We start from the raw sequence: 25,551 nt of genomic DNA, 5'->3' as shown, positions 1-25,551 counted from the left end.
CTGAGTCGGGTTACGCCAGCCTTCAGACCTCACGTCAGACATAAAAAAACCCGGCAAGCCGGGTTTTTTGCAATGCACAAGACGCGATTATTTCTGCGGACGCATTGCCGGGAAGAGGATCACGTCGCGGATGGTGTGGCTGTTAGTGAACAGCATCACCATGCGGTCGATACCAATACCCAGACCGGCGGTCGGCGGCAGGCCGTGCTCCAGCGCGGTCACGTAGTCTTCATCGTAGAACATTGCTTCGTCGTCGCCTGCGGCTTTCGCATCAACCTGATCCTGGAAGCGCTGCGCCTGGTCTTCGGCGTCGTTCAGCTCGCTAAAGCCGTTACCGATCTCACGGCCGCCAATGAAGAATTCAAAGCGGTCGGTGATTTCCGGGTTCACGTCGTTACGGCGCGCCAGCGGAGAAACTTCCGCCGGGTATTCGGTGATGAAGGTCGGCTGAATCAGGTGCGCTTCCGCCACTTCTTCGAAGATCTCGGTCACGATACGGCCCAGACCCCAGCTCTTCTCCACTTTGATGCCGATAGACTCAGCGATCGCTTTCGCGGAATCGAAGTTATCCAGATCCGCCATCTCGGTTTCCGGACGGTATTTCTTGATCGCTTCGCGCATGGTCAGTTTTTCAAACGGCTTGCCGAAGTCGAACACCTGGTCGCCGTAAGGCACTTCGGTGTTGCCGAGGATGTCCTGCGCCAGGGTGCGGAACAGGGATTCGGTCAGCTCAATCAGATCTTTGTAATCCGCATAAGCCATGTAGAGTTCCATCATGGTGAACTCTGGGTTATGACGAACGGAGATCCCTTCGTTACGGAAGTTACGGTTGATCTCGAAGACGCGTTCGAAGCCGCCCACCACCAGACGCTTGAGGTACAGTTCCGGCGCGATACGCAGGTACATGTCCAGATCCAGCGCGTTATGATGGGTGATGAACGGACGCGCGGAAGCGCCGCCCGGGATCACCTGCATCATCGGGGTTTCCACTTCCATAAAGCCGCGGCCAACCATGAACTGACGGATGCCCGCCAGGATCTGCGAACGCACTTTGAAGGTCTTGCGCGATTCATCGTTGGAGATCAGGTCGAGGTAACGCTGACGATAGCGCGCTTCCTGATCCTGCAGGCCATGGAACTTGTCCGGTAACGGGCGCAGGGCTTTGGTCAGCAGACGCAGCTCGGTGCAGTGGATAGACAACTCACCGGTTTTGGTCTTGAACAGCTTACCGCGGGCGGCAATGATGTCGCCGAGGTCCCATTTTTTGAACTGGTCGTTGTAAACGCCTTCCGCCAGATCGTCACGCGCCACGTACAGCTGGATGCGGCCGCCAACGTCCTGCAGGGTGACGAAGGACGCTTTACCCATGATACGACGGGTCATCATGCGGCCAGCCACGGCCACTTCAACGTTCAGCGCTTCCAGCTCTTCGTTTTCTTTGCCATCGAAGTCAGCGTGCAGTTGGTCAGAGGTATGGTCACGACGGAAATCGTTCGGGAAAGCGACGCCCTGCTCACGCAGCGCAGCCAGCTTCTCGCGACGGGTTTTCAGTTCATTATTAAGGTCAATTGCCGCGTCAGCGCCCTGTGCTTGTTGTTCAGACATGTTGGTTCCTCATAACCCTGCTTTCAAACTTGCTTCGATAAATTGGTCCAGGCTGCCGTCGAGCACCGCCTGAGTGTTGCGGGTTTCCACCCCGGTACGCAGATCTTTAATACGCGAGTCATCCAACACGTAAGAGCGGATCTGGCTGCCCCAGCCGATATCGGACTTGTTGTCTTCCATCGCCTGCTTCTCGGCATTTTTCTTCTGCATCTCCAGCTCATAAAGCTTCGCTTTCATCTGCTTCATGGCCTGGTCTTTGTTTTTGTGCTGCGAACGGTCGTTCTGGCACTGCGTTACCAACCCGGTCGGGATGTGGGTAATACGCACCGCGGATTCTGTACGGTTAACGTGCTGCCCACCGGCGCCGGAGGCGCGGTATACGTCAATGCGCAGGTCAGCCGGGTTAATTTCGATATCGATATCGTCTTCCACTTCCGGGTAAACGAACGCGGAGCTGAAGGAGGTATGACGGCGGCCGCCGGAATCGAACGGGCTCTTACGCACCAGACGATGAACGCCGGTTTCGGTACGCAGCCAGCCGTAGGCGTAATCACCAATGATCTTGATGGTCACGGATTTAATCCCTGCGACTTCACCTTCGGATTCTTCGATGATTTCGGTCTTAAAGCCGCGCGCTTCCGCCCAGCGCAGGTACATGCGCATCAGCATGCTGGCCCAGTCCTGGGCTTCGGTGCCGCCGGAACCGGCCTGTATATCAAGGTAGCAATCGGCGCTGTCGTATTCGCCGGAGAACATGCGGCGGAACTCAAGCTGCGCCAGCTTCTCTTCAAGGGTATCCAGCTCGGCGACGGCTTCGTTGAAGGTCTCTTCGTCGTCCGCTTCCACGGCCAGATCCAGCAGGCCGGCAACGTCTTCCAGCCCCTGGGACATCTGATCCAGGGTATCTACGATGGCTTCCAGGGAAGAACGCTCTTTACCCAGCGCCTGAGCGCGTTCAGGTTCGTTCCAGACGTCCGGCTGTTCCAGCTCGGCGTTTACTTCTTCGAGACGCTCTTTCTTGGCATCGTAGTCAAAGATACCCCCTAAGAACGTCGGAGCGCTCCGTGAGGTCCTGAATGCGGTTTTTTACCGGATTTATTTCAAACATGGTCGGTTTCTTTTAATGGATTTGTCAAAATGCGGTGATAAGAGCGGAATTCTACCGGATTCGCGCCCTTATTCATACACTGTTGTCAATTTGGCCAGAGGTGATCGATGATCAGCTGCAGGCTGCGGTTGCCGCGGAACTCATTGATGTCGAGCTTGTAGGCTAACTGGACTTCGCGCACGCCGTTGTCGGGCCAGATGGAAGTATCCACGTTGAAGGCGATACCGTCCAGCAGGGGGCCGCCGTCAACTGGCTCGACCATCACCTTCAGGTGACGCTCGCCCACTAGCCGCTGCTGCAGCAGACGGAAACGGCCGTCAAAGAGTGGTTCCGGGAACATCTGTCCCCACGGCCCGGCGTCGCGCAGCATCTGCGCTACTTCCATGCTCATCTCCGCCGCCGTCAGCGGGCCGTCGGAGACCACCTCGCCCTGCAACAGCGCGGGATCCAGCCACTCGGTCACCAGCTCGCCGAAGCGCTGCTGAAACTCCTCAAAGCGCGCCTCTTCCAGCGATAATCCTGCCGCCATCGCGTGGCCGCCGAACTTCAGGATCAGCCCCGGATAGAGCGTATCAAGGCGCTCCAGCGCATCGCGCATATGCAGCCCCTGAATGGAGCGGCCGGAGCCTTTCAGCGTGCCGTCGCCGGTGGGCGCAAAGGCGATCACCGGCCGGTGGAAACGTTCCTTAATTCGCGAGGCGAGGATGCCGACCACCCCCTGGTGCCACTGCGGATGGTACATCGCCAGCCCGCCGGGCAGGGTGTCGCTACTGCGTTCCAGCTGTTGACACAGGGTCAACGCTTCCGCCTGCATCCCCTGCTCGATCTCTTTGCGCGTCTGGTTGAGCGCGTCAAGCTCGTTGGCTAACACGCGCGCTTCGCCGATGTTATCGCACAGCAGCAGCGCGACGCCGACCGACATGTCGTCCAGCCGTCCCGCCGCGTTCAGGCGCGGCCCGAGGGCGAAACCGAGGTCGCTGGCCGCCAGCTTTTGCGGATCGCGGTTGGCAATCTCCAGCAGCGCCTTAATGCCGGGCCGGCACTTGCCGGCGCGAATGCGGCTTAACCCCTGCCAGGTGAGAATACGGTTGTTAGCATCCAGCGGCACGACGTCGGCAACGGTGCCAAGCGCCACCAAATCCAGCAGCTCGGCAAGGTTCGGCGCGGCGATGCCGCGGGCGTCGAACCAGCCGTTATCACGCAGAAAGGTGCGCAGCGCCAGCATCAGATAGAACGCCACCCCCACCCCGGCCAGCGATTTCGATGGGAAGTCGCAATCGCGCAGGTTAGGGTTAACGATGGCCTCCGCCGCCGGCAGCGTCTCCCCCGGCAGGTGGTGATCGGTCACCAGCACCGGGATCCCCAGGGCATGGGCATGATCGACGCCGGCATGGGACGAGATCCCATTGTCGACGGTCATGATCATCTGCGCGCCGCGGGCGTGAGCCTGATCGACCACTTCCGGGCTTAAGCCGTAGCCGTCTTCAAAACGGTTCGGCACCAGGTAGGAGACGTTGCCGTAGCCCAGCGCGCGCAGGGCCAGCACGCTGAGCGCGGTGCTGGTGGCGCCGTCGGCGTCAAAATCGCCGACCACGACAATGTGCAGCCCTTTCTGGAATGCGTCGTGCAGCATCCCGACCGCTTTTTCAACGCCGGTGAGCTGTGTCCAGGGGAGCATGCCTTTGACGCTGCGCTCCAGCTCCTGGGCGCTGCGCACCCCGCGGCTGGCATACAGCCGCTGCAGCAGCGGCGGCAGATCGGCGGGTAAATCGACGCCGTCAACCGCCTCGCGGCGGCGTAGTTGTATCTGTTGTTTCACGCGAATCAGTTACCGCTTGTCTGTTTTTTATGCTCGTCGAGGAACGCCTTCAGCTCTTTCGGCCCCTGATAGCCCGGCAGCACCATGCCGTTGCTGAGGACCATCGCCGGGGTGCCGTTGACGCCCATTTGCACGCCGAGGGTGTAATGTTTGGCGATATCCACGCTGCAGCTCGCCGGCTGCACGCCCTTGCCGTTCATGGCGTCATCCAGCGCTTGGTTGCGATCTTTCGCGCACCAGATGGCCTTCATGTCCTGCTCCGCCTGGCTCTGCAGTCCCTGGCGCGGGAAGGCCAGGTAGCGCACGGTGATCCCCAGCGCGTTGTAGTCGCTCATCTGCTCATGCAGCTTGTGGCAATAACCGCAGGTGATGTCGGTGAAGACGGTAATGACGTGCTGCTCCTTCGGCGCTTTGTAGACAATCATTTCGTTGCTCAGCGCGTTCAGCTTCCCCAGCAGCAGCTGGTTAGTGACGTTGACCGGCTGCGCGCCGCTCACGTCGTACATCGGCCCCTGGATGATGTGCTTGCCATCGTCGGTGACATACAGCACGCCGCTGTCGGTCAGCACCGTGCTCATCCCGGAAACCGGCGACGGTTGAATATCGGTGCTCTGTACACCCAGCTTCGCCAGCGACTGTTTAATTGCCGCGCTATCGGCATGCGCCGCCCCGGAAAGGGAAGCCGCCAGCAAGGTGAACATCAATAAACCTTTTTTCATACTCAGTCCTTTTATTCAGCACTCACGCCCGCGGGTGGTGCTGTTGATGAAGTTGTCGCAGACGCTCGGTCGCCACGTGGGTGTAAATCTGCGTGGTGGAGAGATCGCTGTGTCCTAACAGCATCTGCACCACACGCAGGTCGGCGCCATGATTGAGCAAATGCGTGGCGAACGCATGGCGCAACACGTGCGGGGAGAGCTTTTCGCTGTCGATCCCCGCCAGCACGGCATAGTGTTTAATCCGGTGCCAGAAGGTCTGGCGCGTCATCTGCTGGGCGCGCTGACTGGGAAATAAGACATCCGACGCCACGCCGTTCAGCAGCCAGGGGCGACCATACTCGAGGTAATTTTCCACCCACAGTACCGCCTCTTCCCCCAGCGGCACCAGCCGCTCTTTGTTGCCTTTCCCCACCACCCGCAGCACGCCCTGTCGCAGGCTGATGTCGCTCATCGTCAGCCCCACCAGCTCCGAAACGCGCAGGCCGGTGGCATACAGCACCTCCAGCATCGCTTTATCGCGCAATTCCAGCGGCTGCTCCACCAGCGGGGCCTGCAGCAGACGCTCAACCTGCGCCTCACTGAGATCCTTCGGCAGCCGCTGCGGCAGCTTTGGCGAGGCCAGCAGCGCGCTGGGGTCGTCCGGGCGAATTTTTTCCCGGTACAGATGCTGGAAGAAGCGACGCACAGCGCTCAGCAGGCGCGCGGTGCTGGTGGCTTTATAGCCGCCGGACTGCCGCTCGGCCAGCAGCGCCTGCAGGTCGTCGCTGCCGACGCTTGCCAGCGACAGACCGCGATGGTGCAGCCACTCCACGAGCATCGTCAAATCACGACGATAGGCGCTGAGCGTATTCTCCGCTAGGTTGCGCTCCAGCCAAAGGGCATCGAGAAACTGTTCGATTAGTGCCAGATCCTGTTTCACATCGGCCTCTTTGTTCGTTAAACGCTCTCATTATGCCTTAAGAGGACGCCTTTCTGGTACACTGCCCGCCATTCACGGCAAGAATCGAGATGTTTACGCGATGAATATAGGTCTGTTTTACGGCTCCAGTACCTGCTATACCGAAATGGCCGCGGAGAAAATCCGCGATATCATCGGCCCCGAGCTGGTGACGCTGCACAATCTGAAAGATGACTCCCCCGCGCTGATGAGCCAGTACGACGTACTGATCCTCGGCATCCCGACCTGGGATTTCGGCGAAATTCAGGAAGACTGGGAAGCGGTCTGGGACCAGCTGGACACCCTGGACCTGGAGGGCAAAATCGTCGCGCTCTACGGCATGGGCGATCAGTTGGGCTACGGCGAATGGTTCCTTGACGCGCTGGGCATGCTGCATGACAAGCTGGCGACCAAAGGCGTGAAGTTTGTCGGCTACTGGCCAACCGAAGGCTATGAGTTCACCAGCCCGAAACCGGTGATCGCGGATGGCCAACTGTTCGTTGGCCTGGCGCTGGATGAAACCAACCAGTACGACCTGAGCGACGAGCGCATCCAGAGCTGGTGCGAGCAGATCCTCGGCGAAATGGCCGAACACTTTTCCTGACGCGGCTTACTCCTGCGCCGGTTTTTGCAGCACCAGCCGGCGCAGATCGCGCCACTCTCCGGCGTCCATGCTGTCCGCCGCCAGCCAAAGATGCTGTCCGCGCCGGGTATCGACATGGCGCAAACGCAGCAGCATACCGCTATTGATAACCCACGGCGTCCCGAGGATCTCCCAGTCGGCGTTTTGCCAGCGCAGCCGGGAATCGGTGAGCAGTTTTATCTCCCCGCGACGGGCATGGATCCGTCGCTGGCTGCGCACACAGTCAAAGACCACCAGCGACAGCAGCAGCAGCCAGATCGGGGTGTAGCTTAACGGCCAGGGAACCAGCAGCACCAGCGCCGCCACAACGCCGTGGAGCAGCAGAGAAAACCACTGCGCGCGCCAGGAGATACGGAGATCAGATTGCCACAGGACCACGTTCCCGATTCCGTGTCTGAATTAAGGTTACCATCCGCTGCAGCTCCGCATCGGCCGGTTTGCCATGGTTCATCAGCCAGTTGAATAGATCCGGATCGTCATTTTCCAGCAGGCGAATGAACAGCTGTTTGTCAGTGTCGCTGAGGGTATCGTACTCATACTCAAAGAACGGCATGATGGAGATGTCGAGTTCGCGCATCCCGCGGCGGCATGCCCAGTGGATACGAGCTTTATTGTTAATGTCCATGTTGACCTTCCAGCAGCAAAATATTGGTTAGTTTAACCCGTTTTCTGCCGTAACTTTACAGGAATATCGCTGAATGCGAGCATCCTTCCATAAAAACCATAAAATAATGATGGGCTTATTGTTTTCCCACGCCGGGCCTTCACCAAACGTCAGCGCACAAATGGCCTGTTGAAAGCACTTGCAATGCACTATAGCTCTTTTACCATTGGTCACACACACTGCGTTAAGCGATTCAGGATATGACTATGGCTTTTACACCTTTTCCTCCGCGTCAGCCTTCCTCTTCCGCTCGTCTGCCGTTAACGCTGATGACCCTGGATGACTGGGCGCTGGCGACGATTAGCGGGCCAGACAGCGAAAAATACCTGCAGGGGCAGATTACCGCCGATGTGAGCAGTCTCACCGATGCTCAGCATCTGCTTGCCGCCCACTGTGACGCCAAAGGCAAGATGTGGAGCAACCTGCGCGTATTCCGTCGCGACGGCGGCTTCGCGTGGATTGAACGCCGCAGCCTGCGCGACGCGCAGCTGACCGAGCTGAAAAAATATGCCGTCTTCTCCAAAGTCACCATCGCCGCCAACGACGATCTGGTTCTGCTGGGGGTGGCCGGCTTCCAGGCGCGCGCCGCGCTGGCGCCGCTGTTCGCCGCTCTGCCCGACGCCGCCACTCCGGCGGTCAGCGAAGGCGCCACCAGCCTGCTGTGGTTTGAACACCCGGGCGAGCGCTTCCTGCTGGTGACCGATGTCGACACCGCCAACCGCGTCACCGACGCGTTGCGCGGCGAAGCGCAGCTCAACAACAGCCAGCAGTGGCTGGCGCTGAATATTGAAGCCGGTCTACCGGTTATCGACAGCGCCAACAGCGGGCAGTTCATTCCGCAGGCCACCAACCTGCAGGCGCTGGGCGGCATCAGCTTCAAAAAAGGCTGCTACACCGGTCAGGAGATGGTGGCGCGGGCGAAATACCGCGGCGCCAATAAGCGCGCGCTGTGGACGCTGTCAGGTACCGCCAGCCGGGTGCCGGAAGCCGGGGAAGACCTGGAGCTGAAGATGGGCGACAACTGGCGCCGCACCGGTACGGTACTGGCAGCCGTACAGTTGGATGACGGAAGCCTGATGGTCCAGGTAGTGATGAATAATGACATGGAACCGGACAGCGTGTTCCGCGTGCGCGACGATGCCGGCAGTCTGAGCATCAAACCATTGCCGTATTCGCTGGAAGAAGATTAAGGAAAAGTTCCCGGCTTGCGGCGCTTGCGCCTTAGCCGGGCTACCCGGCCGCAGAGTATTGTAGCCACGGTAAGCGCAGCGCCACCGTGGGATGTTTATCAGGACTGGCCGATGTAAAGATAGATCGCCAGGAAGTGACACACGCTGCCGCCGAGCACGAAGCCGTGCCAGATAGCGTGGTTATAGGGAATACGTTTGCAGACGTAGAAGATGACCCCCAGTGAGTACACCACCCCGCCAACCGCCAGCAGCGTTACGCCACCCACCGCCAGCTTCACCGCCAGCTGATAGACCACAATAAGCGACAGCCAGCCCATGGTCAGATAGGTCACCAGCGACAGAATTTTAAAGCGGTGCGCGATGGTCAGCTTAAACAGGATCCCCAGCAGCGCCAGGCTCCAGATGACGATCATCAGCCCCTTCGCCAGCGGCGAGTTCAGCCCCACCAGCAAAAACGGCGTATAGGTCCCGGCGATTAACAAGTAGATAGCGCAGTGGTCGAATTTCTTCAGCCACTGTTTCGCCCGCTGATGCGGGATCGCGTGATAGAGCGTGGAGGCGAGGAACAGCATAATCATGCTGCCGCCGTACAGGCTGTAGCTGGTGATCGCCGTCGCGCTGGCGTTGGTGTCCACCGCCTGCACCAGCAATAGCACGAGCCCGACGATACCGAACACCAGCCCGATCCCGTGGCTGATGCTGTTGGCAACTTCCTCTGCCAGAGAATATCCCTGAGTGATTAATGGTTTGCGCACCATATTGGACTCCTGAAAACAAGAACGCTTTCATTGCTCACTTAGGGTAACTGAGAATGATTCCAGTGAACACCTGTTAGCTAAAATAAAAAGATGTATATTTGTAAATACATTAAAATCAAAAGGTTAAATTTTTATTTCAACTCACAGCTGTTCCTGCTTACCTTAAAGCGTTTTGAATTCAATGACATAAAACTGGCTCTCGCCAGGATAGATGTCGCTGATGACCTGCCGCAGCTGCCCCAGGGTCATATTCTCCTGTTGAGCATGCTGTTCAGTCAGCGTATCGAGGGTCACTGTCGAGGTCGCGGTCACGGCGATGGTGCAAAAATAGCCGTCGTCTTCATAGCGCCCAACGCGCAGCACATCGCCGACCTTAAAGTGCGACTCCGCCGCATCGCGAATGGTGATGGTTTTGCGCCCGGCGAGGATGTCGTTCTGAAAACGCTGAAAAAAGGTAATGTCATTGGCCTGCATGATATAATTCCGTCCTGGTCATTATGAATTGTGAGTTCGCCCTGTGAGTATGTTCTCCCACGCCGCTGTCGCCAGTCTCAATAATCTTGAGATGATGGTCTACCACTACGTCATAAAGAATCGCGACAAAGTGATGTACATGACCATCCGCGAACTGGCCGAAGCCGCCGGCGTCTCCACCACCACCGTGTTGCGCTTCTGCCGCAAACTGCAGTGCGAGGGCTACTCTGAATTTCGCGTACGTTTTAAATTATATCTTGAGCAGAACGAGCCTCAACAGGCAAATATCGGCGCCAGCGAAATCATGAGCTTTTTTAAAAGCGTTAATAATGACGAGTTCGATGGGTTACTAGACCAGGCCGTCGATATTATTCTCGCCTCAGAACGTATTATTTTTGTCGGCGCGGGCACCTCGGGCGCGCTGGCGAAATACGGCGCCCGTTTCTTCTCCAACGTCGGGAAATTTAGCAACCATATTGACGACCCCTATTTTCCGGTGACCAACGATATGGCCCGCAACGCGCTGGCGATCGTGCTTTCCGTCTCCGGCGAAACAGAAGAGATCCTGCGTTTCGCCAGCCAGTTCAGCCTGCATCATTGCAAGGTGATGTCGATTACCAGTCACGAGCATTCGCGGCTGGCCAAACTGGCCGATTTCAATCTCTCCTGGCACGTCCCGCAGACCCGCATTGGCGGCGTCTACGATATTACCACGCAAATTCCAGTGATCTATATTCTCGAATCGCTCGGGCGTAAATTAGCGCGCAAAATCAGCTAAAAATAACAGCCTGTTTTTTTGATGTAACATATTACCTTTGGAGAAATTTGTTATATCGTGACATTCAATTTCACTTTGCTAGACTCGAGCGCAATAGTTATTAGAGAGATTAGCCAGGATGAAAAAATTAACCCTTCCGAAAGATTTTTTATGGGGCGGCGCGGTCGCCGCGCATCAGGTTGAAGGCGGCTGGGATCAGGGCGGCAAAGGGCCCAGCATCTGCGACGTGCTGACCGGCGGGGCGCACGGCGTGCCGCGCGAAATCACCCACCAGGTCGAAGCGGGAAAATACTACCCGAACCACGAAGCCGTCGACTTCTACGGTCGCTACAAAGAAGACATCAAACTGTTCGCCGAGATGGGCTTCAAATGCTTCCGCACCTCCATCGCCTGGACCCGCATCTTCCCGCAGGGTGACGAAACCCAGCCGAATGAAGAGGGACTGAAGTTCTACGACGACATGTTCGACGAGCTGCTGAAATACAACATCGAGCCGGTGATCACCCTCTCCCACTTCGAGATGCCCCTGCACCTGGTGCAGCAGTACGGCGGCTGGACCAACCGCAAAGTGGTCGATTTCTTTGTGCGCTTTGCCGAAGTGGTTTTCGAGCGCTATAAGCACAAAGTGAAATACTGGATGACCTTCAACGAGATCAATAACCAGCGCAACTGGCGCGCGCCGCTGTTCGGCTACTGCTGCTCCGGGGTGGTCTATACCGAGCATGACAATCCGGAAGAGACCATGTACCAGGTGCTGCACCATCAGTTCGTCGCCAGCGCGCTGGCGGTGAAAGCGGCGCGTCGTATTAACCCGGACATGCAGGTCGGCTGCATGCTGGCGATGGTCGCCCTCTACCCTTACTCCTGCAAACCGGAAGATGTGATGTTCGCCCAGGAGTCGATGCGCGAACGCTACGTCTTTACCGACGTCCAGCTGCGCGGTTACTACCCGAGCTATGTGCTGAATGAGTGGGAGCGCCGCGGCTTCAACATCAAGATGGAAGATGGCGATGCGCAGATCCTGCGCGAAGGCACCTGCGCTTATCTTGGCTTCAGCTACTACATGACCAACGCGGTGAAAGCCGAAGGCGGCACTGGCGACGCCATTTCCGGCTTCGAAGGCAGCGTGCCGAACCCGCACGTCAAAGCCTCCGACTGGGGCTGGCAGATTGACCCGGTCGGTCTGCGCTATTCCCTGTGTGAACTGTATGAGCGCTACCAGAAGCCGCTGTTTATCGTCGAGAACGGCTTTGGCGCCTACGATAAAGTCGAAGCCGACGGCAGCATCAACGATGACTACCGCATCGACTATCTGCGCGCCCACATCGAAGAGATGATCAAAGCGGTCACTTATGACGGCGTCGATCTGATGGGCTATACCCCATGGGGCAGCATCGACTGCGTCTCCTTCACTACCGGGCAGTACAGCAAACGCTACGGCTTCATCTACGTCAACAAACACGACGACGGCACCGGCGACATGTCCCGCTCGCGCAAGAAGAGCTTTAACTGGTACAAAGAAGTCATCGCCAGCAACGGCGAGAATCTGTAATTGACCGCCCTCTCCCGGCCGGGAGAGGGCAAATCGCTTATCTGCCAGACACTTCTTTACAGCTTTACCATTGCCAAAACGCGTTCGCCCGATAAGATAGGCCTCGTGAATATTTGAGGCGCTCATGATTAAGCGACAACGCAAAGCCATTCTTTTTGTCCTCCTGGCCTGTCTGGTGGTGCTGGTCTGCACCGCCCAGCGAATGGCCGGGATGCACGCGCTGGTCATGAACCTCACCGCCGACAGCCCGTCACTGCAGCAAACCCAGGATAAAGCCGACGCGCCGGTCACGCCGTGCGAACTCAGCGCCAAGTCGCTGATGGCCGTCCCGCCGATGCTGTTTGAAGGGGCGCTGCTGGCTATCACCCTGCTGCTGGCGGTGCTGGCGGCGATCCCGCCGCGTATCGAGCGCCAGTGGCCTCCCCGCGTTATCTCCCCGCCCCGATTGCGGGTGCATCTGCGATTATGCGTCTTCCGTGAGTGACTGATTTTCCTGACAGTTCAGGTTAATTCATCATTTATGGAGCAAATTTATGTCTATGTTATTCAGGCGACTACTGGTCTGCCTGCTTTGGCTATGGCTGCCCGTCAGTCAGGCCGCCGACAGCGGCTGGCTACGCGCCGCCGACAATCAACACGCCAGCGTCCGCCTGCGGGCGCAAACCGAGAGCAATGGCGATACCCGCCTGCTTTTAGACGTGGCGCTGGAAAAGGGCTGGAAAACCTACTGGCGCTCGCCGGGGGAAGGCGGCATCGCGCCGGCTATCGCCTGGCACACGCCGCTGGAGGTTGACTGGCGCTGGCCGACGCCGCAGCGCTTCGACGTCGCGGGCATTTCCACTCAGGGCTATCACGGTGACGTCAGCTTCCCGATGACGCTGCGCGGGAAGATACCACCGACGCTCAGCGGCGTACTGACGTTATCCACCTGCAGCAATGTCTGCATTCTTACTGACTATCCCTTTTCGCTGGATATGACGGCCCCGCCAGGGGAGGGTTTTGGCTACGATTTCACCCGCGCGATGGGCACGCTGCCGCTGGGCGATGGTCTGACTTCGCAGCTGACCGCCAGCTACGTCAGCGGCAAACTGACGGTGACCGCTCGCCGCGATGCCGGCTGGCAGCAGCCAGCGCTGTTTATCGACAGCATGGAGGATGTCGATTTCGGCAAGCCGAGCTTTACCAGCCGCGGCGATACGCTGACCGCCACCATACCGGTCACCGATAGCTGGGGCGAAGCGGCGCCGGATCTGCGCGGTAAAACCTTGTCGCTGGTGCTGGCGGATAGCGGCCAGGCGCAGGAAAGCCAGATCGCCATCAGCGCCGGCAGCGCCGCGCCGGAGCTGACGTTAGGCTGGGTGCTGCTGATGGCGTTGGCCGGGGGGCTTATCCTCAATGTGATGCCTTGCGTGCTGCCAGTGCTGGCCATGAAGCTCGGCTCGCTGGTGCAAACCGAACATCGCGAACGCGGCGCGGTGCGGCGGCAGTTCCTCGCCTCGGCGTGCGGGATCGTCGTCTCGTTCCTGGCGCTGGCGCTGATGATGACCGCGCTACGCCTGGGTAATCAGGCGCTCGGCTGGGGGATCCAGTTCCAGAGCCCGTGGTTTATCGGCGCCATGGCGCTGGTGATGATCCTGTTCAGCGCCAGTCTGCTGGGGCTGTTCGAAATCCGCCTCTCCTCCAGCGCCAGTACCTTCCTCGCCACCCGCGGCGGCAACGGCTTAATGGGCCATTTCTGGCAGGGCGCCTTCGCCACCCTGCTGGCGACCCCCTGCACCGCGCCGTTCCTTGGCACCGCCGTGTCGGTGGCGCTGGTGGCGCCTCTGCCGCTGCTGTGGGGCATTTTCTTCGCCATGGGGATCGGCATGAGCCTGCCGTGGCTGCTGATCGTTGCCTGGCCGGGGCTGGCGCAACGACTGCCACGTCCCGGCCGCTGGATGAATCATCTGCGCGTACTGCTGGGGCTAATGATGCTTGGTTCAGCGCTATGGCTGGTCAGCCTGCTGACGATCCACATCGGCCGTACGCCGGTGCTTACCCTGCTGGTAATTCTGTCCATCGCCCTGCTAGTGGCCACCGCCTGGCGCTACCGCTGGCGGACGGCGCTGCGCGCGGGCGCCCTGGCCATCGTGGTGGCGGGCGCCGTCGCCTTAGTCTCCCGATCTGACGGCGAGGGCCCGCGCCGCGACCGGGTTAACTGGCAGCCGCTCAGCGAGCAGGCTATCGCCAGCGCCCTGGCGGAACATAAGCGGGTGTTTATTGATGTCACCGCCGACTGGTGCGTGACCTGTAAAGCCAATAAATACAACGTGCTGCTGCGCGATGACGTCCAGCAGGCGCTGTTAGCGCCGGACGTGGTCGCCCTGCGCGGCGACTGGAGCCGCCCCTCCGCCACGATTAGTCAGTTTTTAACCACTCGCGGCAGCGCCGCTGTGCCGTTTAACCAGATTTACGGACCGGGATCGCCGCAGGGAGAGATCCTGCCTGCGCTGTTAGATCGCGAACACCTTCTCGCCACCCTGTCCGTCGCCCAAGGAAAATAACATGAGAGCTATCACCGCCTTATTGCTGCTGTGCATATCCGCCTTCAGCTTCGCCGCCCCGGCGGAAGAACCACAAGCAAACGCTAATGACCAGCTGGCGCAGCTGCTGTTTAACGATCCGAACAGCCCGCGCACCGGCGCGAAAGCGCCAAAACTGACGATCGTCTCGTTTACCGATTACAACTGCCCTTACTGCAAACAGTTTGATCCGCTGCTGGAAAAAATCGTCCACGATAACCCGGACATTCAGCTGATCGTTAAGCTGCTGCCGTTCAAGGGGCAAAGTTCGGTCAATGCCGCCAAAGCGGCGCTATCGACCTGGCGCCAGCAGCCCGATAAGTTCTGGGCGCTGCATCAGCGGCTGATGGCGAAAAAAGGCTATCACGATGACGCCAGCATCGCCGCGGCGCAGAAGAAAACCGCCACCGATAGTGTAAATATCGATGACAAGACCATGGATTCGCTGAAGATGAACCTGATTTTGTCGCAGGTGCTGAATATTCAGGGCACCCCGGCGACCATCATCGGCGATCAGATGGTGGCCGGCGCGATCCCTGCTGATGAGCTGGAGGGGCTGGTGAAAGAGCAGCTGGCGAAAGCCCGTGGCCAGTAAAATCAGGCGCTGGCTGCGCGAGCTGGCGGTGTGGCTGCTGATTGGCGCGGCGGTGAGCCTGGCGGTGGATTATTTTCGCCAGCCCGCGCTGCCGCAAAACGTCAGCGCCACATCGCTGCACGCCCTCGACGGCAGGACGGTGGATCTGAACGCCATGAGCCAGCAAAAGCCGCTGCTGCTGTACGTTTGGGCCACCTGGTGCGGAGTTTGTCGCTACACCACGCCGTCGGTGGCATCGCTTGCCGCCGACGGCGGCAATGTGCTGACGGTGGCCCTGCGCTCCGGCGATAACGCCGCGCTGGAGACGTGGCTTGCCAGAAAGAAACTGACGCTGCCGACGGTAAATGACCCGAGCGGCCAGCTGGCGCGGCAGTGGGATATTCGGGTGACGCCAACGCTGGTGGTGATTTATCGAGGCGAGGTGAAGTCGGTTACCACCGGCTGGACCAGCAGTTGGGGAATGCGCCTGCGGCTGTGGCTGGCCTCCTGGTAGGCCGCCGGGTTACCCGGCTCGCGCTGCGCTTAGCCGGGCTACGGGTACTGAGGCTGTGGCCGGCCTCCTGTTAGACCGTCGGGCTTTAGCGGTTTTTATGCCGGGTGGCGGCTACGCCTTACCCGGCCTACCATTCGGCTTTGACCCCGTAGGGCCGGCAAGCGCAGCGCCGCCGGGCAATAGACATCTACGGGTTATTTCCCGCCCGCCAGTTCAAGGAAGCTACCCGTCACATACGACGCTTTGTCGCTCAGCAGCCAGGCAATGGCCTGAGCGACCTCTTCCGGCTGGCCGCCGCGCTGCATCGGTAGCGAACCTTTCACTCGATCCACGCGCCCCGGTTCCCCCCCGGAGGCGTGCATTTCGGTATAAATCAGCCCCGGACGGACGCCGTTGACCCGGATCCCCTGCGCCGCCACCTCCAGCGCCAGCCCGGTGGTCAGGGTATCCACCGCCCCTTTCGACGCGGCATAGTCAACGTACTCTCCCGGCGCGCCAAGGCGCGAGGCCGCCGACGACACGTTAACTATCGCCCCGCCCTTACCGCCATGCCGATGCGCCATGCGCTTGACCGCCTCGCGGCAGCAGAGGAAATAGCCGGTGACGTTGGTCGCCAGCACGCGGTTAATACGCTCGGCGCTCAGGCTCTCCACCGTACACTGGGTAAAGAGGATCCCGGCGTTGTTGACCAGCGCCGTCAGCGGCTCGCCCATGCGGTCAATCGCCTCAAACATCGCCATCACCTGCGCTTCATCGCTGATGTCCGCCCGCAGCGCCGTGGCTTTGCCGCCAGACGCCAAAATGGTATTCACCACCTCGGTGGCGGCATTAATGTTGTGATGGTAATTGACCGCCACGGTATACCCTTCCTGCGCCAGCAGCAGCGCCGTCGCCCGGCCTATTCCGCGGCTCGCGCCGCTTATCAGAGCGATTCCCATACCTTCCCTCCAAAAAATAAAGGCGCCGCAGCGCCTTTAAAAGTATAGATAATACGCAAACTTACTGGTATTCGCTCATCGGTACGCAGGAGCAGAACAGGTTGCGGTCGCCGTACACATCGTCCAGACGCTTCACCGTCGGCCAGTATTTGTTGTGCAGACCCGCCGGGAATACCGCCAGCTCGCGGCTGTACGGATGGTTCCACTCGCCCACCAGCTCGCCCTGGGTGTGCGGTGCGTTCACCAGCGGGTTGTCTTCCAGCGGCCATTCACCGGCTTTGACGCGGTCGATTTCCGCGCGGATCGCCAGCATCGCGTCGATAAAGCGGTCCAGCTCCACTTTGCTTTCCGATTCCGTCGGCTCAACCATCAGCGTACCCGCTACCGGGAAGGACATGGTTGGCGCATGGAAGCCAAAGTCGATCAGACGCTTGGCGATATCCAGTTCGCTAATGCCGGTCTCTTCTTTCAGCGGACGAATATCGAGAATACATTCGTGCGCCACGCGACCATCGCGACCGGTGTAGAGCACCGGGTAGGCGTCTTTCAGACGGGTAGCGATGTAGTTGGCGTTAAGGATCGCGTTCTGGCTCGCCTGCTTCAGCCCTTCCGCGCCCATCATGCGAATATACATCCAGCTGATCGGCAGGATGGACGCGCTGCCGAACGGCGCGGCGGAAACCGCGCCCTGACGGGTCAACATCCCTTCAATCTGCACCACACTGTGACCCGGCACGAACGGCGCCAGGTGCGCTTTCACGCCGATTGGGCCCATACCCGGGCCGCCGCCGCCGTGCGGAATGCAGAACGTTTTATGCAGGTTGAGGTGCGAAACGTCGGCGCCGATATAGCCCGGAGAGGTGATCCCGACCTGGGCGTTCATGTTAGCGCCGTCAAGGTAAACCTGGCCGCCGAACTGGTGCACGATCTCGCACACTTCGCGAATGGTCTCTTCATATACGCCGTGGGTCGACGGATAGGTGACCATGATGCAGGAGAGATTCGCCCCCGCCTGCTCTGCTTTTTCACGCAGGTCAGCGAGATCGATATTGCCGTTTTTGTCGCACGCAACCACCACCACCTGCATACCCGCCATCTGCGCGGAAGCCGGGTTGGTGCCGTGCGCGGAGCTTGGGATCAGGCAGATATCGCGATGGCCTTCGTTGCGGCTCTCGTGATAGTGGCGAATCGCCAGCAGGCCAGCATATTCGCCCTGCGCGCCGGAGTTCGGCTGCATGCAGACGGCGTCATAGCCGGTCAGTTTCACCAGCCAGTCGGAGAGCTGGGCGATCATCTGGTGATACCCTTCCGCCTGCTCGACCGGGCAGAACGGGTGCAGCTCAGCGAATTCCGGCCAGGTGATCGGGATCATCTCCGCCGCGGCGTTCAGCTTCATGGTGCAGGAACCCAGCGGGATCATCGCCTGGTTCAGCGCCAGATCTTTACGCTCCAGGGCGTGCATGTAGCGCATCATCTCGGTCTCGCTGTGGTAGCGGTTGAACACCGGATGGGTGAGGATCGCATCGTCGCGCAGCATCGCCGCCGGGATGGAACGGCTGTCCAGCGCCACGTCTTTATCCAGGGTATCGATGTCCAGACCATGATCGTCGCCGACGATGGCGCGGAACAGGTTGAGCACGTCTTCGCGGGTGGTTGCTTCGTCGAGCGTAATGCCCACCGCGCCGTGAATATCGCTGCGCAGGTTAATCTGCAGGGCTTCGGCACGCGCCAGCACCGCGGCTTTATCCGCCACTTCCACGCACAGGGTGTCGAAGTAGTGCGCATGGCGCAGCTTCAGCCCTTTCTTCTGCAGGCCGTCGGCCAGAATGTCGGTCAGGCGATGAATGCGGCCTGCGATACGTTTCAGACCCGCCGGGCCGTGGAAAACCGCGTACAAGCTGGCGATGTTGGCCAGCAGCACCTGCGAGGTACAAATGTTGGAGTTCGCTTTCTCGCGGCGGATGTGCTGTTCGCGAGTCTGCATCGCCATGCGCAGCGCGGTGTTACCCGCCGCATCTTTCGATACGCCGATAATCCGGCCCGGCATGGAGCGTTTGAATTCATCTTTCGCTGCGAAGAAGGCCGCGTGTGGGCCGCCGTAGCCCATCGGCACGCCGAAGCGTTGGGCGGAGCCGAAGACGATATCCGCGCCCTGCTTGCCCGGAGCCGTCAGCAGCACCAGCGCCATAAAGTCGGCGGCGACGCTGACTATCACTTTGCGCGCTTTCAGCTCGGCGATTAGTTTGCTGTAATCGTGGATTTCGCCGGTGGTGCCCACCTGCTGCAGCAGCACACCGAAGACAGCCTGGTGATCGAGCACTTTGTCGGCGTCATCGACGATCACGTCGAAGCCGAAGGTTTCCGCACGGGTGCGCACCACGTCCAGGGTTTGCGGATGGACATCGGCGGCAACGAAGAAGCGGTTGGCGTTTTTCAGTTTGCTGACGCGTTTGGCCATCGCCATCGCTTCGGCGGCGGCGGTCGCTTCATCGAGCAGCGAAGCGGAAGCGATATCCAGCCCGGTGAGATCGAGAGTGACCTGCTGGAAGTTGAGCAGCGATTCCAGGCGGCCCTGGGAGACTTCCGGCTGGTAAGGGGTATAGGCGGTATACCAGCCCGGATTTTCCAGCATGTTGCGCTGAATAACCGGCGGCAGCTGCACGGCGGTGTAGCCCATGCCGATGTAAGACTTGAAGCGCTTGTTGCGACCGGCGATCGCCTTCAGCTCTGCCAGCGCGGCGAATTCGGTTGTCGCGTCGCCCACCTGCGGTGGGGTCGCCAGCTGGATATCCTGCGGCACAATCTGGCCGATCAGGGCGTTAAGCGAATCCGCGCCGACGGTCTTCAGCATCTCTTGCTGCTGCTGAGCGTCCGGGCCAATGTGACGTTCAATAAAGGCGTCGCGGTTTTCAAGCTGACTTAAAGTCTGAGTCATGAGCGATGGTTCCTGAAACGTGCGGTGAATCGTGATTGTCTGACTGGTTTGCCCGGCAAGCGCTGATGCTTACCGGGCCGGAATACGCAAAATCATTCGCGCGGCAGGAAGCCAACGCCCCTGCAGCGTGAAGGATGACGCGTATTTATTCGTCTTCTAACAGAGCTTCATACGCGGCGGCATCCAGCAGCGCGGCAACCTGCGCTTCGTCGCTGGCTTTGATCTTGAAGATCCAGCCGTCGGTGTACGGGTCGCTGTTGACCAGTTCCGGCGAGTCGTTCAGCTCTTCGTTAACGGCAACGATTTCACCGCTAATCGGGGCATAAATATCGGAAGCCGCTTTCACGGATTCGGCAACCGCGCAATCGGCGCCCGCTTCGACGGTGGCGCCCACTTCCGGCAGATCAACGAATACCATATCGCCCAGCAGCTCCTGCGCATGCTCGGTGATCCCGACGGTATAGGTGCCGTCCGCTTCTTTACGCAGCCATTCGTGTTCTTTGCTGTATTTCAGTTCTGCTGGTACGTTGCTCATCAATTCATCTCCAAAAAAGGGAAATCACACAATGGCTTTGCCATTGCGTACAAAACCAGGTTTAGTCACTTTTACCGGCATTTCACGGTTACGAATTTGCACCACCGCGGTGTCGCCAATCCCGGCCGGCACGCGAGCCAGCGCGATGCTGTAGCCCAGCGTCGGCGAGAAGGTGCCGCTGGTGATAATGCCTTCTTTTTGGTTACCGTCGCTATCGGTAAAGCGCACCGGCAGGCCGCCGCGCAGGACGCCTTTCTCAGTCATCACCAGGCCAACCAGCTGTTCGGTGCCCTTTTCACGCTGCATCTCCAGCGCTTCGCGACCGATAAAGTTACGATCCGCCGGTTCCCAGGCAATAGTCCAGCCCATATTCGCCGCCAGCGGAGAGACGCCTTCGTCCATCTCCTGGCCATACAGGTTCATTCCGGCCTCCAGGCGCAGGGTATCGCGCGCGCCGAGACCGCATGGCTTAACGCCAGCGTCCAGCAGACCGCGCCAGAAATCCGCCGCCTGCTCGTTCGGCATGGCGATTTCATAGCCCGCTTCGCCGGTATAGCCTGTGGTGGCGATAAACAGCTCGCCGGCCTGCACGCCGAAGAACGGCTTCATACCTTCCACGGCCTGACGCTGCGCGTCGGTAAACAGCGTCGCCGCCTTCGCTTTCGCCTGCGGACCCTGGACCGCGATCAGCGACAGATCGTCGCGGACGATGATTTCGAGGCCGTAGGGTTCAGCTTGTTCGGAAATCCAGGCGAGGTCTTTTTCGCGGGTGGCGGAGTTAACAACGAGGCGGAAATAATCTTCAGAGAGGAAATAGACAATCAGGTCGTCGATGACGCCGGCGGAGGCGGTCAGCATGCCGGTGTAGAGCGCTTTGCCTGGGGTGGTGAGCTTCGCCACGTCGTTGGCCAGCAAATAGCGCAAGAACTCTCTGGTCCGGCTGCCATGGAAATCAACGATGGTCATATGCGACACATCGAACATGCCTGCGTCGCCGCGCACCGCATGGTGCTCATCAATCTGGGATCCGTAATGCAGCGGCATCATCCAGCCATGGAAATCCACCATGCGCGCGCCGCACAGCGTGTGTTGTTCATACAACGGAGTCTGTTGAGCCATCTTTTCCTCATCGAATAAAAACGGAACCAGCCACAAGATTGTCGGCGATTTTTCGCCACGAAATCGGGTGTCGGCATCGCTGACGAACGCCGACGCAAACGTTCTCTTTTGCCTGAACTTACCACCGAACCCGGCACTAAACCATAAGCTCATTCAGGGCATCACATTAGCTTATGACTAAAATCCGCCGAAAAGCCTACAGAGTTATTGACTGGAAAAAAGCGATTTATGCCACATAAAATTAACATTAAGGCGGCACTGATTAGGGAATGATGGTGTTTTGTGCGATTTTATCGTCCTAATTTCTTTAACAAAAAAAAGGACGCATTAATAAATCTAATGCGAAAAAAGAGGTGAAATTAGAATATTTCAAATGAGGGGGAAAACCCGGCGCGCAGGCCGGGTGAAAGAAGTGTGACGCGGTTAACGTAACCAGGCAGGCAGATCGTTGAGGCCCATCGCCTGGCGAATCAGCTGCGGTTTCACGCCCGGCAGCGTATCGGCCAGTTTCAGCCCCATGTCGCGGATGAATTTCTTCGCCGGATGGCTACCGGAAAACATGTCGCGGAAGCCCTGCATGCCCGCCAGCATCAGCGCGGCGCTGTGCTTGCGGCTACGCTCGTAGCGGCGCAGATAAAGATGCTGGCCGATATCCTTGCCCTGGGCGTGCATGCGCTTCAGTTCGTCAATAAGCTCGGCGGCATCCATAAAGCCGAGATTGACGCCCTGCCCGGCCAGCGGGTGGATGGTATGCGCGGCATCGCCGACCAGCGCCAGGCGGTGGGCGGCGAACTGGCGGGCATAGCGGCCGGTCAGCGGGAAGACTTCACGTGCGCTTTCCAGCTGGCAGAGGCCAAGGCCATTATCGAAGGCGATATTCAACGCCTGATTAAAGGTGGCTTCATCAGCCTCCTGCATCCGCTGCGCCTCCGCCGGCGACAGCGACCAGACGATCGAGCACAGATGCGGATCGCAGAGCGGCAGGAAGGCGAGGATCCCGTCGCCATGGAACGCCTGGCGGGCCACCGCCTGATGCGGCTCAGCGGTACGGATGGTCGCCACCAGCGCATGATGATGGTAATCCCAGAAGGTCAGCGGAATATCGGCTTTATTGCGCAGCCATGAATTGGCACCATCGGCGCCGATCACCAGCCGCGCGGTGAGCATGCTGCCGTCCTGCAGGCTGAGAAAGGCTTCATTCTCGCCCCACGCCACCTGCTGCAGTTGCGCAGGCGCCAGCAGGGTAACGTCAGCGCAGCGCTGCGCCTTCTGCCACAGCGCATAATGCACCACAGCGTTTTCAATAATGTGGCCCAGATGGCTGAAGCCCATGCTCTGGTCATCAAAGCTAATGCGGCCGAAGCTGTCTTTGTCCCACACTTCCATTCCGTGATAGCAGCTGGCGCGCTGGGCGACGATCTCTGACCAGACGCCGATGCGGGTCAGTAGCTTTTCGCTGGCGGCGTTAATTGCCGACACGCGCAGCGCCGGCGGCGCATCGGCGGCCAGCGGCTGCGGCTCCGCTTTCTCCAGCACCGCGACGCGCAGGCCGCTGCCCTGTAAACCGCAGGCTACAGCCAGCCCCACCATTCCACCGCCAACAATGGCAACATCAACACTTTGCACGTTCTACTCCTTAACGGGGAACCCAACCGAGGGTACGCTGCGCCAGCGCATCGCGCGCCGGGGTAAATAATTCCATGGCCATCAGACCGACATTGCGCCCCACCACCAGCGGCGCCCAACGGTTGGCAAACAGATGCACCAGCCCATCGGTCACGCCGATGGTGGTGGCTTTATCCCCTGCCCTGCGCGCCTGATAGCGACACAGCAGCGGATAATGGCCGACATCTTCGCCGCTGAGATGGGCGTCAGCGAGCAACTCCGCCAGGCTCATCACATCGCGCAGGCCGAGATTAAAGCCCTGCCCGGCAATCGGGTGCAGCGTCTGCGCCGCGTTGCCGACCAGCGCCAGGCGGTGCGACACCGCGCGGCTGGCGGTGGTGAGAGCCAGCGGATAGACGCTGCGCTTCCCGGCGTGAGTAATGCGCCCCAGCCGCCAGCCGAACGCCTGCTGCAGCTCCTGACAAAAACGTTCGTCAGACCAGCTCAGCACCTCATCGCGGCGCGACTGCGGATGACACCACACCAGCGAGCAGCGCCCTTGCGACATCGGCAGCATCGCCAGCGGGCCATGCTCGGTAAAACGTTCGAACGCGCGGCCTTCGTGGGGCAGCGCGGTGCTCACGTTGGCGATAATCGCCAGTTGCTCATAGGGCTGCTGTTGCCAGCTGATGCCGCAGCGGGCGCCCAGCGACGAACGCGAACCGTCCGCCGCCACCAGCAGCTTACCGCTGATCGTTTCGCCCCCCTCAAGGGTAAGGCTGACGCTCTCCTGGCGACGGCTGACCGCTTCCACTTTCGCCGGGCAATGTAGCGTCACGCCCGGTGCCTCGCGCAGCAGGCTAAACAGTCGCTGGCCGACATCGTGGAGTTCAACCACCTGACCCAGCGCCGACAGGCTATAATCCGCCGCCGCCAGATTCACAAAACCAGCATGGCCGCGGTCGCTGACGTGTACCCGCTGGATAGGCGTCGCCCGCTCGGCGAGACGTTGCCAGACGCCGATGCGCGCCAGTTGCTGGCAGGTGCCGGCGGCCAGGGCGATCGCCCGGTCGTCGAAGCCGGGATGGCGAGCCGACTGGGGATCCTGCGCCTCAATCAGATGGACCGGCAGCGCGCCGCCGGTCATACGGGAGATGGCCAGGGCGAGCGTCGCGCCGGTCATCCCGCCGCCGACAATCAGCACGCTCATGACTGGCGCGCCGCCGCCATCAGCGCCTCGATCTCATCCGCCTTCTTCACCACGCTGGCGGTGAGATTTTCGTTGCCGTCTTCAGTAATCACGATGTCATCTTCAATACGAATGCCGATGCCGCGATACTGCGCCGGTACGTCGGCGTCGGCGGCGATATACAGCCCCGGCTCGACGGTCAGCACCATTCCCGGTTCCAGGACGCGCGAACGGTCGGTGTCGTAATTACCGACATCGTGCACATCCAGCCCCAGCCAGTGGCTCAGACCGTGCATAAAGTACGGGCGGTGGGCGTTGTTGGCGATCAGCTCGTCAACCTCGCCTTTGAGGATCCCGAGCCGCACCAGGCCGGTGATCATGATGCGCACCACTTCCTGATTCACCTGGCAGATTGAGGTGCCCGGGCGGTAGAGTTCCAGCGCGGTCTCCAGCGATTCCAGCACGATATCGTAGATTTCGCGCTGCGGCTGGCTGAATTTGCCGTTCACCGGGAAGGTGCGGGTAATGTCGCCGGCGTAGCCGCGATACTCGCAGCCGGCGTCAATCAACACCAGATCGCCGTCGCGCAGTTCAGATTCATTTTCGGTGTAGTGCAGAATGCAGCCGTTTTCGCCGCCGCCAACGATGGTGTTATAGGAGGGGAAACGCGCGCCGTGGCGATTGAATTCATGAAGAATTTCGCCTTCCAGCTGATACTCGAACATGCCTGGGCGGCATTTTTCCATCGCCCGGGTATGGGCCAGAGCGCTAATTTCACCGGCGCGGCGCATCACGGCCAGCTCTTCCGCCGATTTGAACAGGCGCATCTCATGCACAATGGGCCGCCAGTCGATGACCGAGTTCGGCGCCTGCAGGTTCTGGCGCGAGCCTTTGCGAAGTTTTTCGAGGGCGTTGAACACAATCTGATCGGCATAGGCATATTCGCCCTGGGCGAAATAGATAGCGTCCAGACCGTTGAGCAGCTGATACAGCTGCTGGTTGATTTCGCTGAACGCCAGCGCCCGGTCAACGCCAAGCTTCGCCGGCGCGGCTTCCTGGCCCAGACGGCGACCGAACCAGATCTCAGCGGTCAGATCGCGAACCCGGTTGAACAGCACGCTATGGTTGTGGGTTTCATCGCTTTTAATCAACACCAGCAGCGCTTCCGGTTCGTTGAAGCCGGTGAAGTACCAAAAATCGCTGTTCTGCCGGTAGGGATATTCCGAATCTGCACTGCGCACCGCTTCCGGTGCGGCGAAAATCAGCGCCGCGCTGCCTGGCTGCATCTGCGCCAACAGCGCCTGGCGACGCGAGAGAAATTCCTGCTGAGTCAT

At 59.7% G+C, this 25,551-nt stretch carries 24 protein-coding genes; 8 read left to right on the top strand and 16 right to left on the bottom strand.

Annotated elements, in window-relative coordinates; all coding sequences use genetic code 11:
* Window positions 1-87 precede the first annotated feature (87 nt).
* The 5 genes from lysS to xerD all read right to left on the bottom strand — a co-directional run bounded on the left by lysS (window position 88) and on the right by xerD (window position 6,170).
* A complete protein-coding gene (gene lysS / locus ACLEXF_RS16245; protein ID WP_002916299.1) occupies window positions 88-1,605 on the bottom strand; it encodes a lysine--tRNA ligase in 1,518 nt (505 codons plus the stop codon).
* A gap of 9 nt (window positions 1,606-1,614) precedes the next feature.
* A protein-coding gene (gene prfB / locus ACLEXF_RS16240) for a peptide chain release factor 2 (RefSeq protein WP_095858446.1) occupies window positions 1,615-2,713 on the bottom strand; the annotation gives its coding sequence in 2 pieces (ribosomal slippage) (window positions 1,615-2,637 and window positions 2,639-2,713; 1,098 coding nt in all).
* A gap of 85 nt (window positions 2,714-2,798) precedes the next feature.
* Window positions 2,799-4,532: a single-stranded-DNA-specific exonuclease RecJ gene (gene recJ / locus ACLEXF_RS16235; protein ID WP_004205327.1), complete on the bottom strand. Its 1,734-nt coding sequence runs from the start codon at window positions 4,530-4,532 to the stop codon at window positions 2,799-2,801.
* Window positions 4,533-4,537: 5 nt separating this feature from the next.
* Window positions 4,538-5,251, bottom strand: coding sequence for a bifunctional protein-disulfide isomerase/oxidoreductase DsbC (gene dsbC / locus ACLEXF_RS16230; protein ID WP_004205326.1), 714 nt, complete (start codon window positions 5,249-5,251; stop codon window positions 4,538-4,540).
* A gap of 22 nt (window positions 5,252-5,273) precedes the next feature.
* On the bottom strand, window positions 5,274-6,170 hold the full coding sequence (gene xerD, locus ACLEXF_RS16225; RefSeq protein WP_004144729.1) for a site-specific tyrosine recombinase XerD: 897 nt from the start codon (window positions 6,168-6,170) through the stop codon (window positions 5,274-5,276).
* Between the two features lie 100 nt (window positions 6,171-6,270).
* Between xerD and fldB the strand changes: the two genes are divergently transcribed.
* Window positions 6,271-6,792 (top strand): flavodoxin FldB, encoded by a 522-nt coding sequence (gene fldB, locus ACLEXF_RS16220; protein WP_004205324.1) that lies wholly within the window; start codon window positions 6,271-6,273, stop codon window positions 6,790-6,792.
* 6 nt (window positions 6,793-6,798) lie between these two features.
* Here the strand turns inward: fldB and ACLEXF_RS16215 are convergent, their stop codons facing one another.
* Together ACLEXF_RS16215 and sdhE are read right to left on the bottom strand one after the other, a co-directional pair.
* A complete protein-coding gene (locus tag ACLEXF_RS16215; RefSeq protein ID WP_004205323.1) occupies window positions 6,799-7,209 on the bottom strand; it encodes a protein YgfX in 411 nt (136 codons plus the stop codon).
* A complete protein-coding gene (gene sdhE, locus ACLEXF_RS16210; RefSeq protein WP_043520925.1) occupies window positions 7,190-7,456 on the bottom strand; it encodes an FAD assembly factor SdhE in 267 nt (88 codons plus the stop codon). Before sdhE ends, ACLEXF_RS16215 begins: the two co-directional genes overlap by 20 nt.
* Window positions 7,457-7,701: 245 nt before the next feature.
* Here sdhE and ygfZ point away from each other — a divergent pair, with 245 nt between their 5' ends.
* On the top strand, window positions 7,702-8,685 hold the full coding sequence (gene ygfZ, locus ACLEXF_RS16205) for a tRNA-modifying protein YgfZ (RefSeq protein ID WP_043520927.1): 984 nt from the start codon (window positions 7,702-7,704) through the stop codon (window positions 8,683-8,685).
* A gap of 98 nt (window positions 8,686-8,783) precedes the next feature.
* On the opposite strand, the gene trhA is transcribed toward ygfZ, so the two are convergent.
* Together trhA and yqfB are read right to left on the bottom strand one after the other, a co-directional pair.
* A complete protein-coding gene (gene trhA, locus ACLEXF_RS16200) occupies window positions 8,784-9,443 on the bottom strand; it encodes a PAQR family membrane homeostasis protein TrhA (protein WP_004205319.1) in 660 nt (219 codons plus the stop codon).
* A gap of 162 nt (window positions 9,444-9,605) precedes the next feature.
* Entirely contained in the window at window positions 9,606-9,917 is a 312-nt protein-coding gene (gene yqfB / locus ACLEXF_RS16195) for a N(4)-acetylcytidine aminohydrolase (protein WP_004205318.1), read from the bottom strand.
* A 49-nt stretch (window positions 9,918-9,966) separates the two neighbouring features.
* On the opposite strand from yqfB, the gene ACLEXF_RS16190 reads away from it, so the two are divergent.
* From ACLEXF_RS16190 to ACLEXF_RS16165, 6 genes are all read left to right on the top strand, one after another.
* Window positions 9,967-10,695, top strand: coding sequence for a MurR/RpiR family transcriptional regulator (locus tag ACLEXF_RS16190; RefSeq protein ID WP_004205316.1), 729 nt, complete (start codon window positions 9,967-9,969; stop codon window positions 10,693-10,695).
* A gap of 118 nt (window positions 10,696-10,813) precedes the next feature.
* The gene (gene bglA / locus ACLEXF_RS16185) at window positions 10,814-12,247 is read left to right on the top strand and encodes a 6-phospho-beta-glucosidase BglA (protein ID WP_043520929.1); all 1,434 of its coding nucleotides are present in this window, start codon (window positions 10,814-10,816) and stop codon (window positions 12,245-12,247) included.
* 124 nt (window positions 12,248-12,371) lie between these two features.
* Window positions 12,372-12,731, top strand: a complete 360-nt coding sequence (locus ACLEXF_RS16180; RefSeq protein ID WP_017899797.1) for a hypothetical protein — start codon at window positions 12,372-12,374, stop codon at window positions 12,729-12,731.
* 49 nt (window positions 12,732-12,780) lie between these two features.
* Window positions 12,781-14,790: a protein-disulfide reductase DsbD family protein gene (locus ACLEXF_RS16175; RefSeq protein WP_407259592.1), complete on the top strand. Its 2,010-nt coding sequence runs from the start codon at window positions 12,781-12,783 to the stop codon at window positions 14,788-14,790.
* Between the two features lies 1 nt (window position 14,791).
* Entirely contained in the window at window positions 14,792-15,403 is a 612-nt protein-coding gene (locus ACLEXF_RS16170; protein ID WP_017899795.1) for a DsbA family protein, read from the top strand.
* The gene (locus ACLEXF_RS16165; RefSeq protein ID WP_004205308.1) at window positions 15,393-15,896 is read left to right on the top strand and encodes a protein disulfide oxidoreductase; all 504 of its coding nucleotides are present in this window, start codon (window positions 15,393-15,395) and stop codon (window positions 15,894-15,896) included. The genes ACLEXF_RS16170 and ACLEXF_RS16165 overlap by 11 nt, the downstream gene beginning before the upstream one ends.
* 194 nt (window positions 15,897-16,090) lie before the next feature.
* Here the strand turns inward: ACLEXF_RS16165 and ACLEXF_RS16160 are convergent, their stop codons facing one another.
* The 7 genes from ACLEXF_RS16160 to pepP all read right to left on the bottom strand — a co-directional run bounded on the left by ACLEXF_RS16160 (window position 16,091) and on the right by pepP (window position 25,551).
* Complete coding sequence (locus ACLEXF_RS16160) at window positions 16,091-16,834, bottom strand: SDR family oxidoreductase (protein ID WP_043520930.1); 744 nt, start codon at window positions 16,832-16,834, stop codon at window positions 16,091-16,093.
* Between the two features lie 61 nt (window positions 16,835-16,895).
* The gene (gene gcvP / locus ACLEXF_RS16155; protein ID WP_043520931.1) at window positions 16,896-19,769 is read right to left on the bottom strand and encodes an aminomethyl-transferring glycine dehydrogenase; all 2,874 of its coding nucleotides are present in this window, start codon (window positions 19,767-19,769) and stop codon (window positions 16,896-16,898) included.
* 145 nt (window positions 19,770-19,914) lie between these two features.
* Window positions 19,915-20,304 (bottom strand): glycine cleavage system protein GcvH, encoded by a 390-nt coding sequence (gene gcvH, locus ACLEXF_RS16150; protein ID WP_002916479.1) that lies wholly within the window; start codon window positions 20,302-20,304, stop codon window positions 19,915-19,917.
* Between the two features lie 24 nt (window positions 20,305-20,328).
* The gene (gene gcvT, locus ACLEXF_RS16145) at window positions 20,329-21,423 is read right to left on the bottom strand and encodes a glycine cleavage system aminomethyltransferase GcvT (protein ID WP_004205303.1); all 1,095 of its coding nucleotides are present in this window, start codon (window positions 21,421-21,423) and stop codon (window positions 20,329-20,331) included.
* Between the two features lie 423 nt (window positions 21,424-21,846).
* Window positions 21,847-23,049 carry an FAD-dependent 2-octaprenylphenol hydroxylase gene (ubiI, locus tag ACLEXF_RS16140; protein ID WP_284127147.1) on the bottom strand — a complete coding sequence of 401 codons (1,203 nt, stop codon included), beginning with the start codon at window positions 23,047-23,049 and terminating at the stop codon, window positions 21,847-21,849.
* 10 nt (window positions 23,050-23,059) lie between these two features.
* Window positions 23,060-24,238, bottom strand: coding sequence for a 2-octaprenyl-6-methoxyphenyl hydroxylase (ubiH, locus tag ACLEXF_RS16135; protein WP_198079818.1), 1,179 nt, complete (start codon window positions 24,236-24,238; stop codon window positions 23,060-23,062).
* Window positions 24,235-25,551: a Xaa-Pro aminopeptidase gene (gene pepP / locus ACLEXF_RS16130; RefSeq protein WP_048295580.1), complete on the bottom strand. Its 1,317-nt coding sequence runs from the start codon at window positions 25,549-25,551 to the stop codon at window positions 24,235-24,237. Before pepP ends, ubiH begins: the two co-directional genes overlap by 4 nt.

Origin of the sequence: Klebsiella pneumoniae complex sp. WS1778 (assembly GCF_049472055.1) — a bacterium.
Lineage (GTDB): Bacteria > Pseudomonadota > Gammaproteobacteria > Enterobacterales > Enterobacteriaceae > Klebsiella > Klebsiella quasipneumoniae.
The sequence above is the reverse complement of the archived record's forward strand: the minus strand, read 5'-3'. Positions and strand labels throughout refer to the sequence as shown.

Bases quoted from the DNA above. Each gene is read 5' to 3' on its own strand.
- lysS (WP_002916299.1), bottom strand. From the start codon at position 1,605: ATGTCTGAACAACAAGCACAGGGCGCTGACGCGGCAATTGACCTTAAT.
- dsbC (WP_004205326.1), bottom strand. From the start codon at position 5,251: ATGAAAAAAGGTTTATTGATGTTCACCTTGCTGGCGGCTTCCCTTTCC.
- fldB (WP_004205324.1), top strand. From the start codon at position 6,271: ATGAATATAGGTCTGTTTTACGGCTCCAGTACCTGCTATACCGAAATG.
- sdhE (WP_043520925.1), bottom strand. From the start codon at position 7,456: ATGGACATTAACAATAAAGCTCGTATCCACTGGGCATGCCGCCGCGGG.
- ygfZ (WP_043520927.1), top strand. From the start codon at position 7,702: ATGGCTTTTACACCTTTTCCTCCGCGTCAGCCTTCCTCTTCCGCTCGT.
- trhA (WP_004205319.1), bottom strand. From the start codon at position 9,443: ATGGTGCGCAAACCATTAATCACTCAGGGATATTCTCTGGCAGAGGAA.
- yqfB (WP_004205318.1), bottom strand. From the start codon at position 9,917: ATGCAGGCCAATGACATTACCTTTTTTCAGCGTTTTCAGAACGACATC.
- ACLEXF_RS16190 (WP_004205316.1), top strand. From the start codon at position 9,967: ATGTTCTCCCACGCCGCTGTCGCCAGTCTCAATAATCTTGAGATGATG.
- bglA (WP_043520929.1), top strand. From the start codon at position 10,814: ATGAAAAAATTAACCCTTCCGAAAGATTTTTTATGGGGCGGCGCGGTC.
- ACLEXF_RS16180 (WP_017899797.1), top strand. From the start codon at position 12,372: ATGATTAAGCGACAACGCAAAGCCATTCTTTTTGTCCTCCTGGCCTGT.
- ACLEXF_RS16175 (WP_407259592.1), top strand. From the start codon at position 12,781: ATGTCTATGTTATTCAGGCGACTACTGGTCTGCCTGCTTTGGCTATGG.
- ACLEXF_RS16170 (WP_017899795.1), top strand. From the start codon at position 14,792: ATGAGAGCTATCACCGCCTTATTGCTGCTGTGCATATCCGCCTTCAGC.
- ACLEXF_RS16160 (WP_043520930.1), bottom strand. From the start codon at position 16,834: ATGGGAATCGCTCTGATAAGCGGCGCGAGCCGCGGAATAGGCCGGGCG.
- gcvP (WP_043520931.1), bottom strand. From the start codon at position 19,769: ATGACTCAGACTTTAAGTCAGCTTGAAAACCGCGACGCCTTTATTGAA.
- gcvH (WP_002916479.1), bottom strand. From the start codon at position 20,304: ATGAGCAACGTACCAGCAGAACTGAAATACAGCAAAGAACACGAATGG.
- gcvT (WP_004205303.1), bottom strand. From the start codon at position 21,423: ATGGCTCAACAGACTCCGTTGTATGAACAACACACGCTGTGCGGCGCG.
- ubiH (WP_198079818.1), bottom strand. From the start codon at position 24,238: ATGAGCGTGCTGATTGTCGGCGGCGGGATGACCGGCGCGACGCTCGCC.
- pepP (WP_048295580.1), bottom strand. From the start codon at position 25,551: ATGACTCAGCAGGAATTTCTCTCGCGTCGCCAGGCGCTGTTGGCGCAG.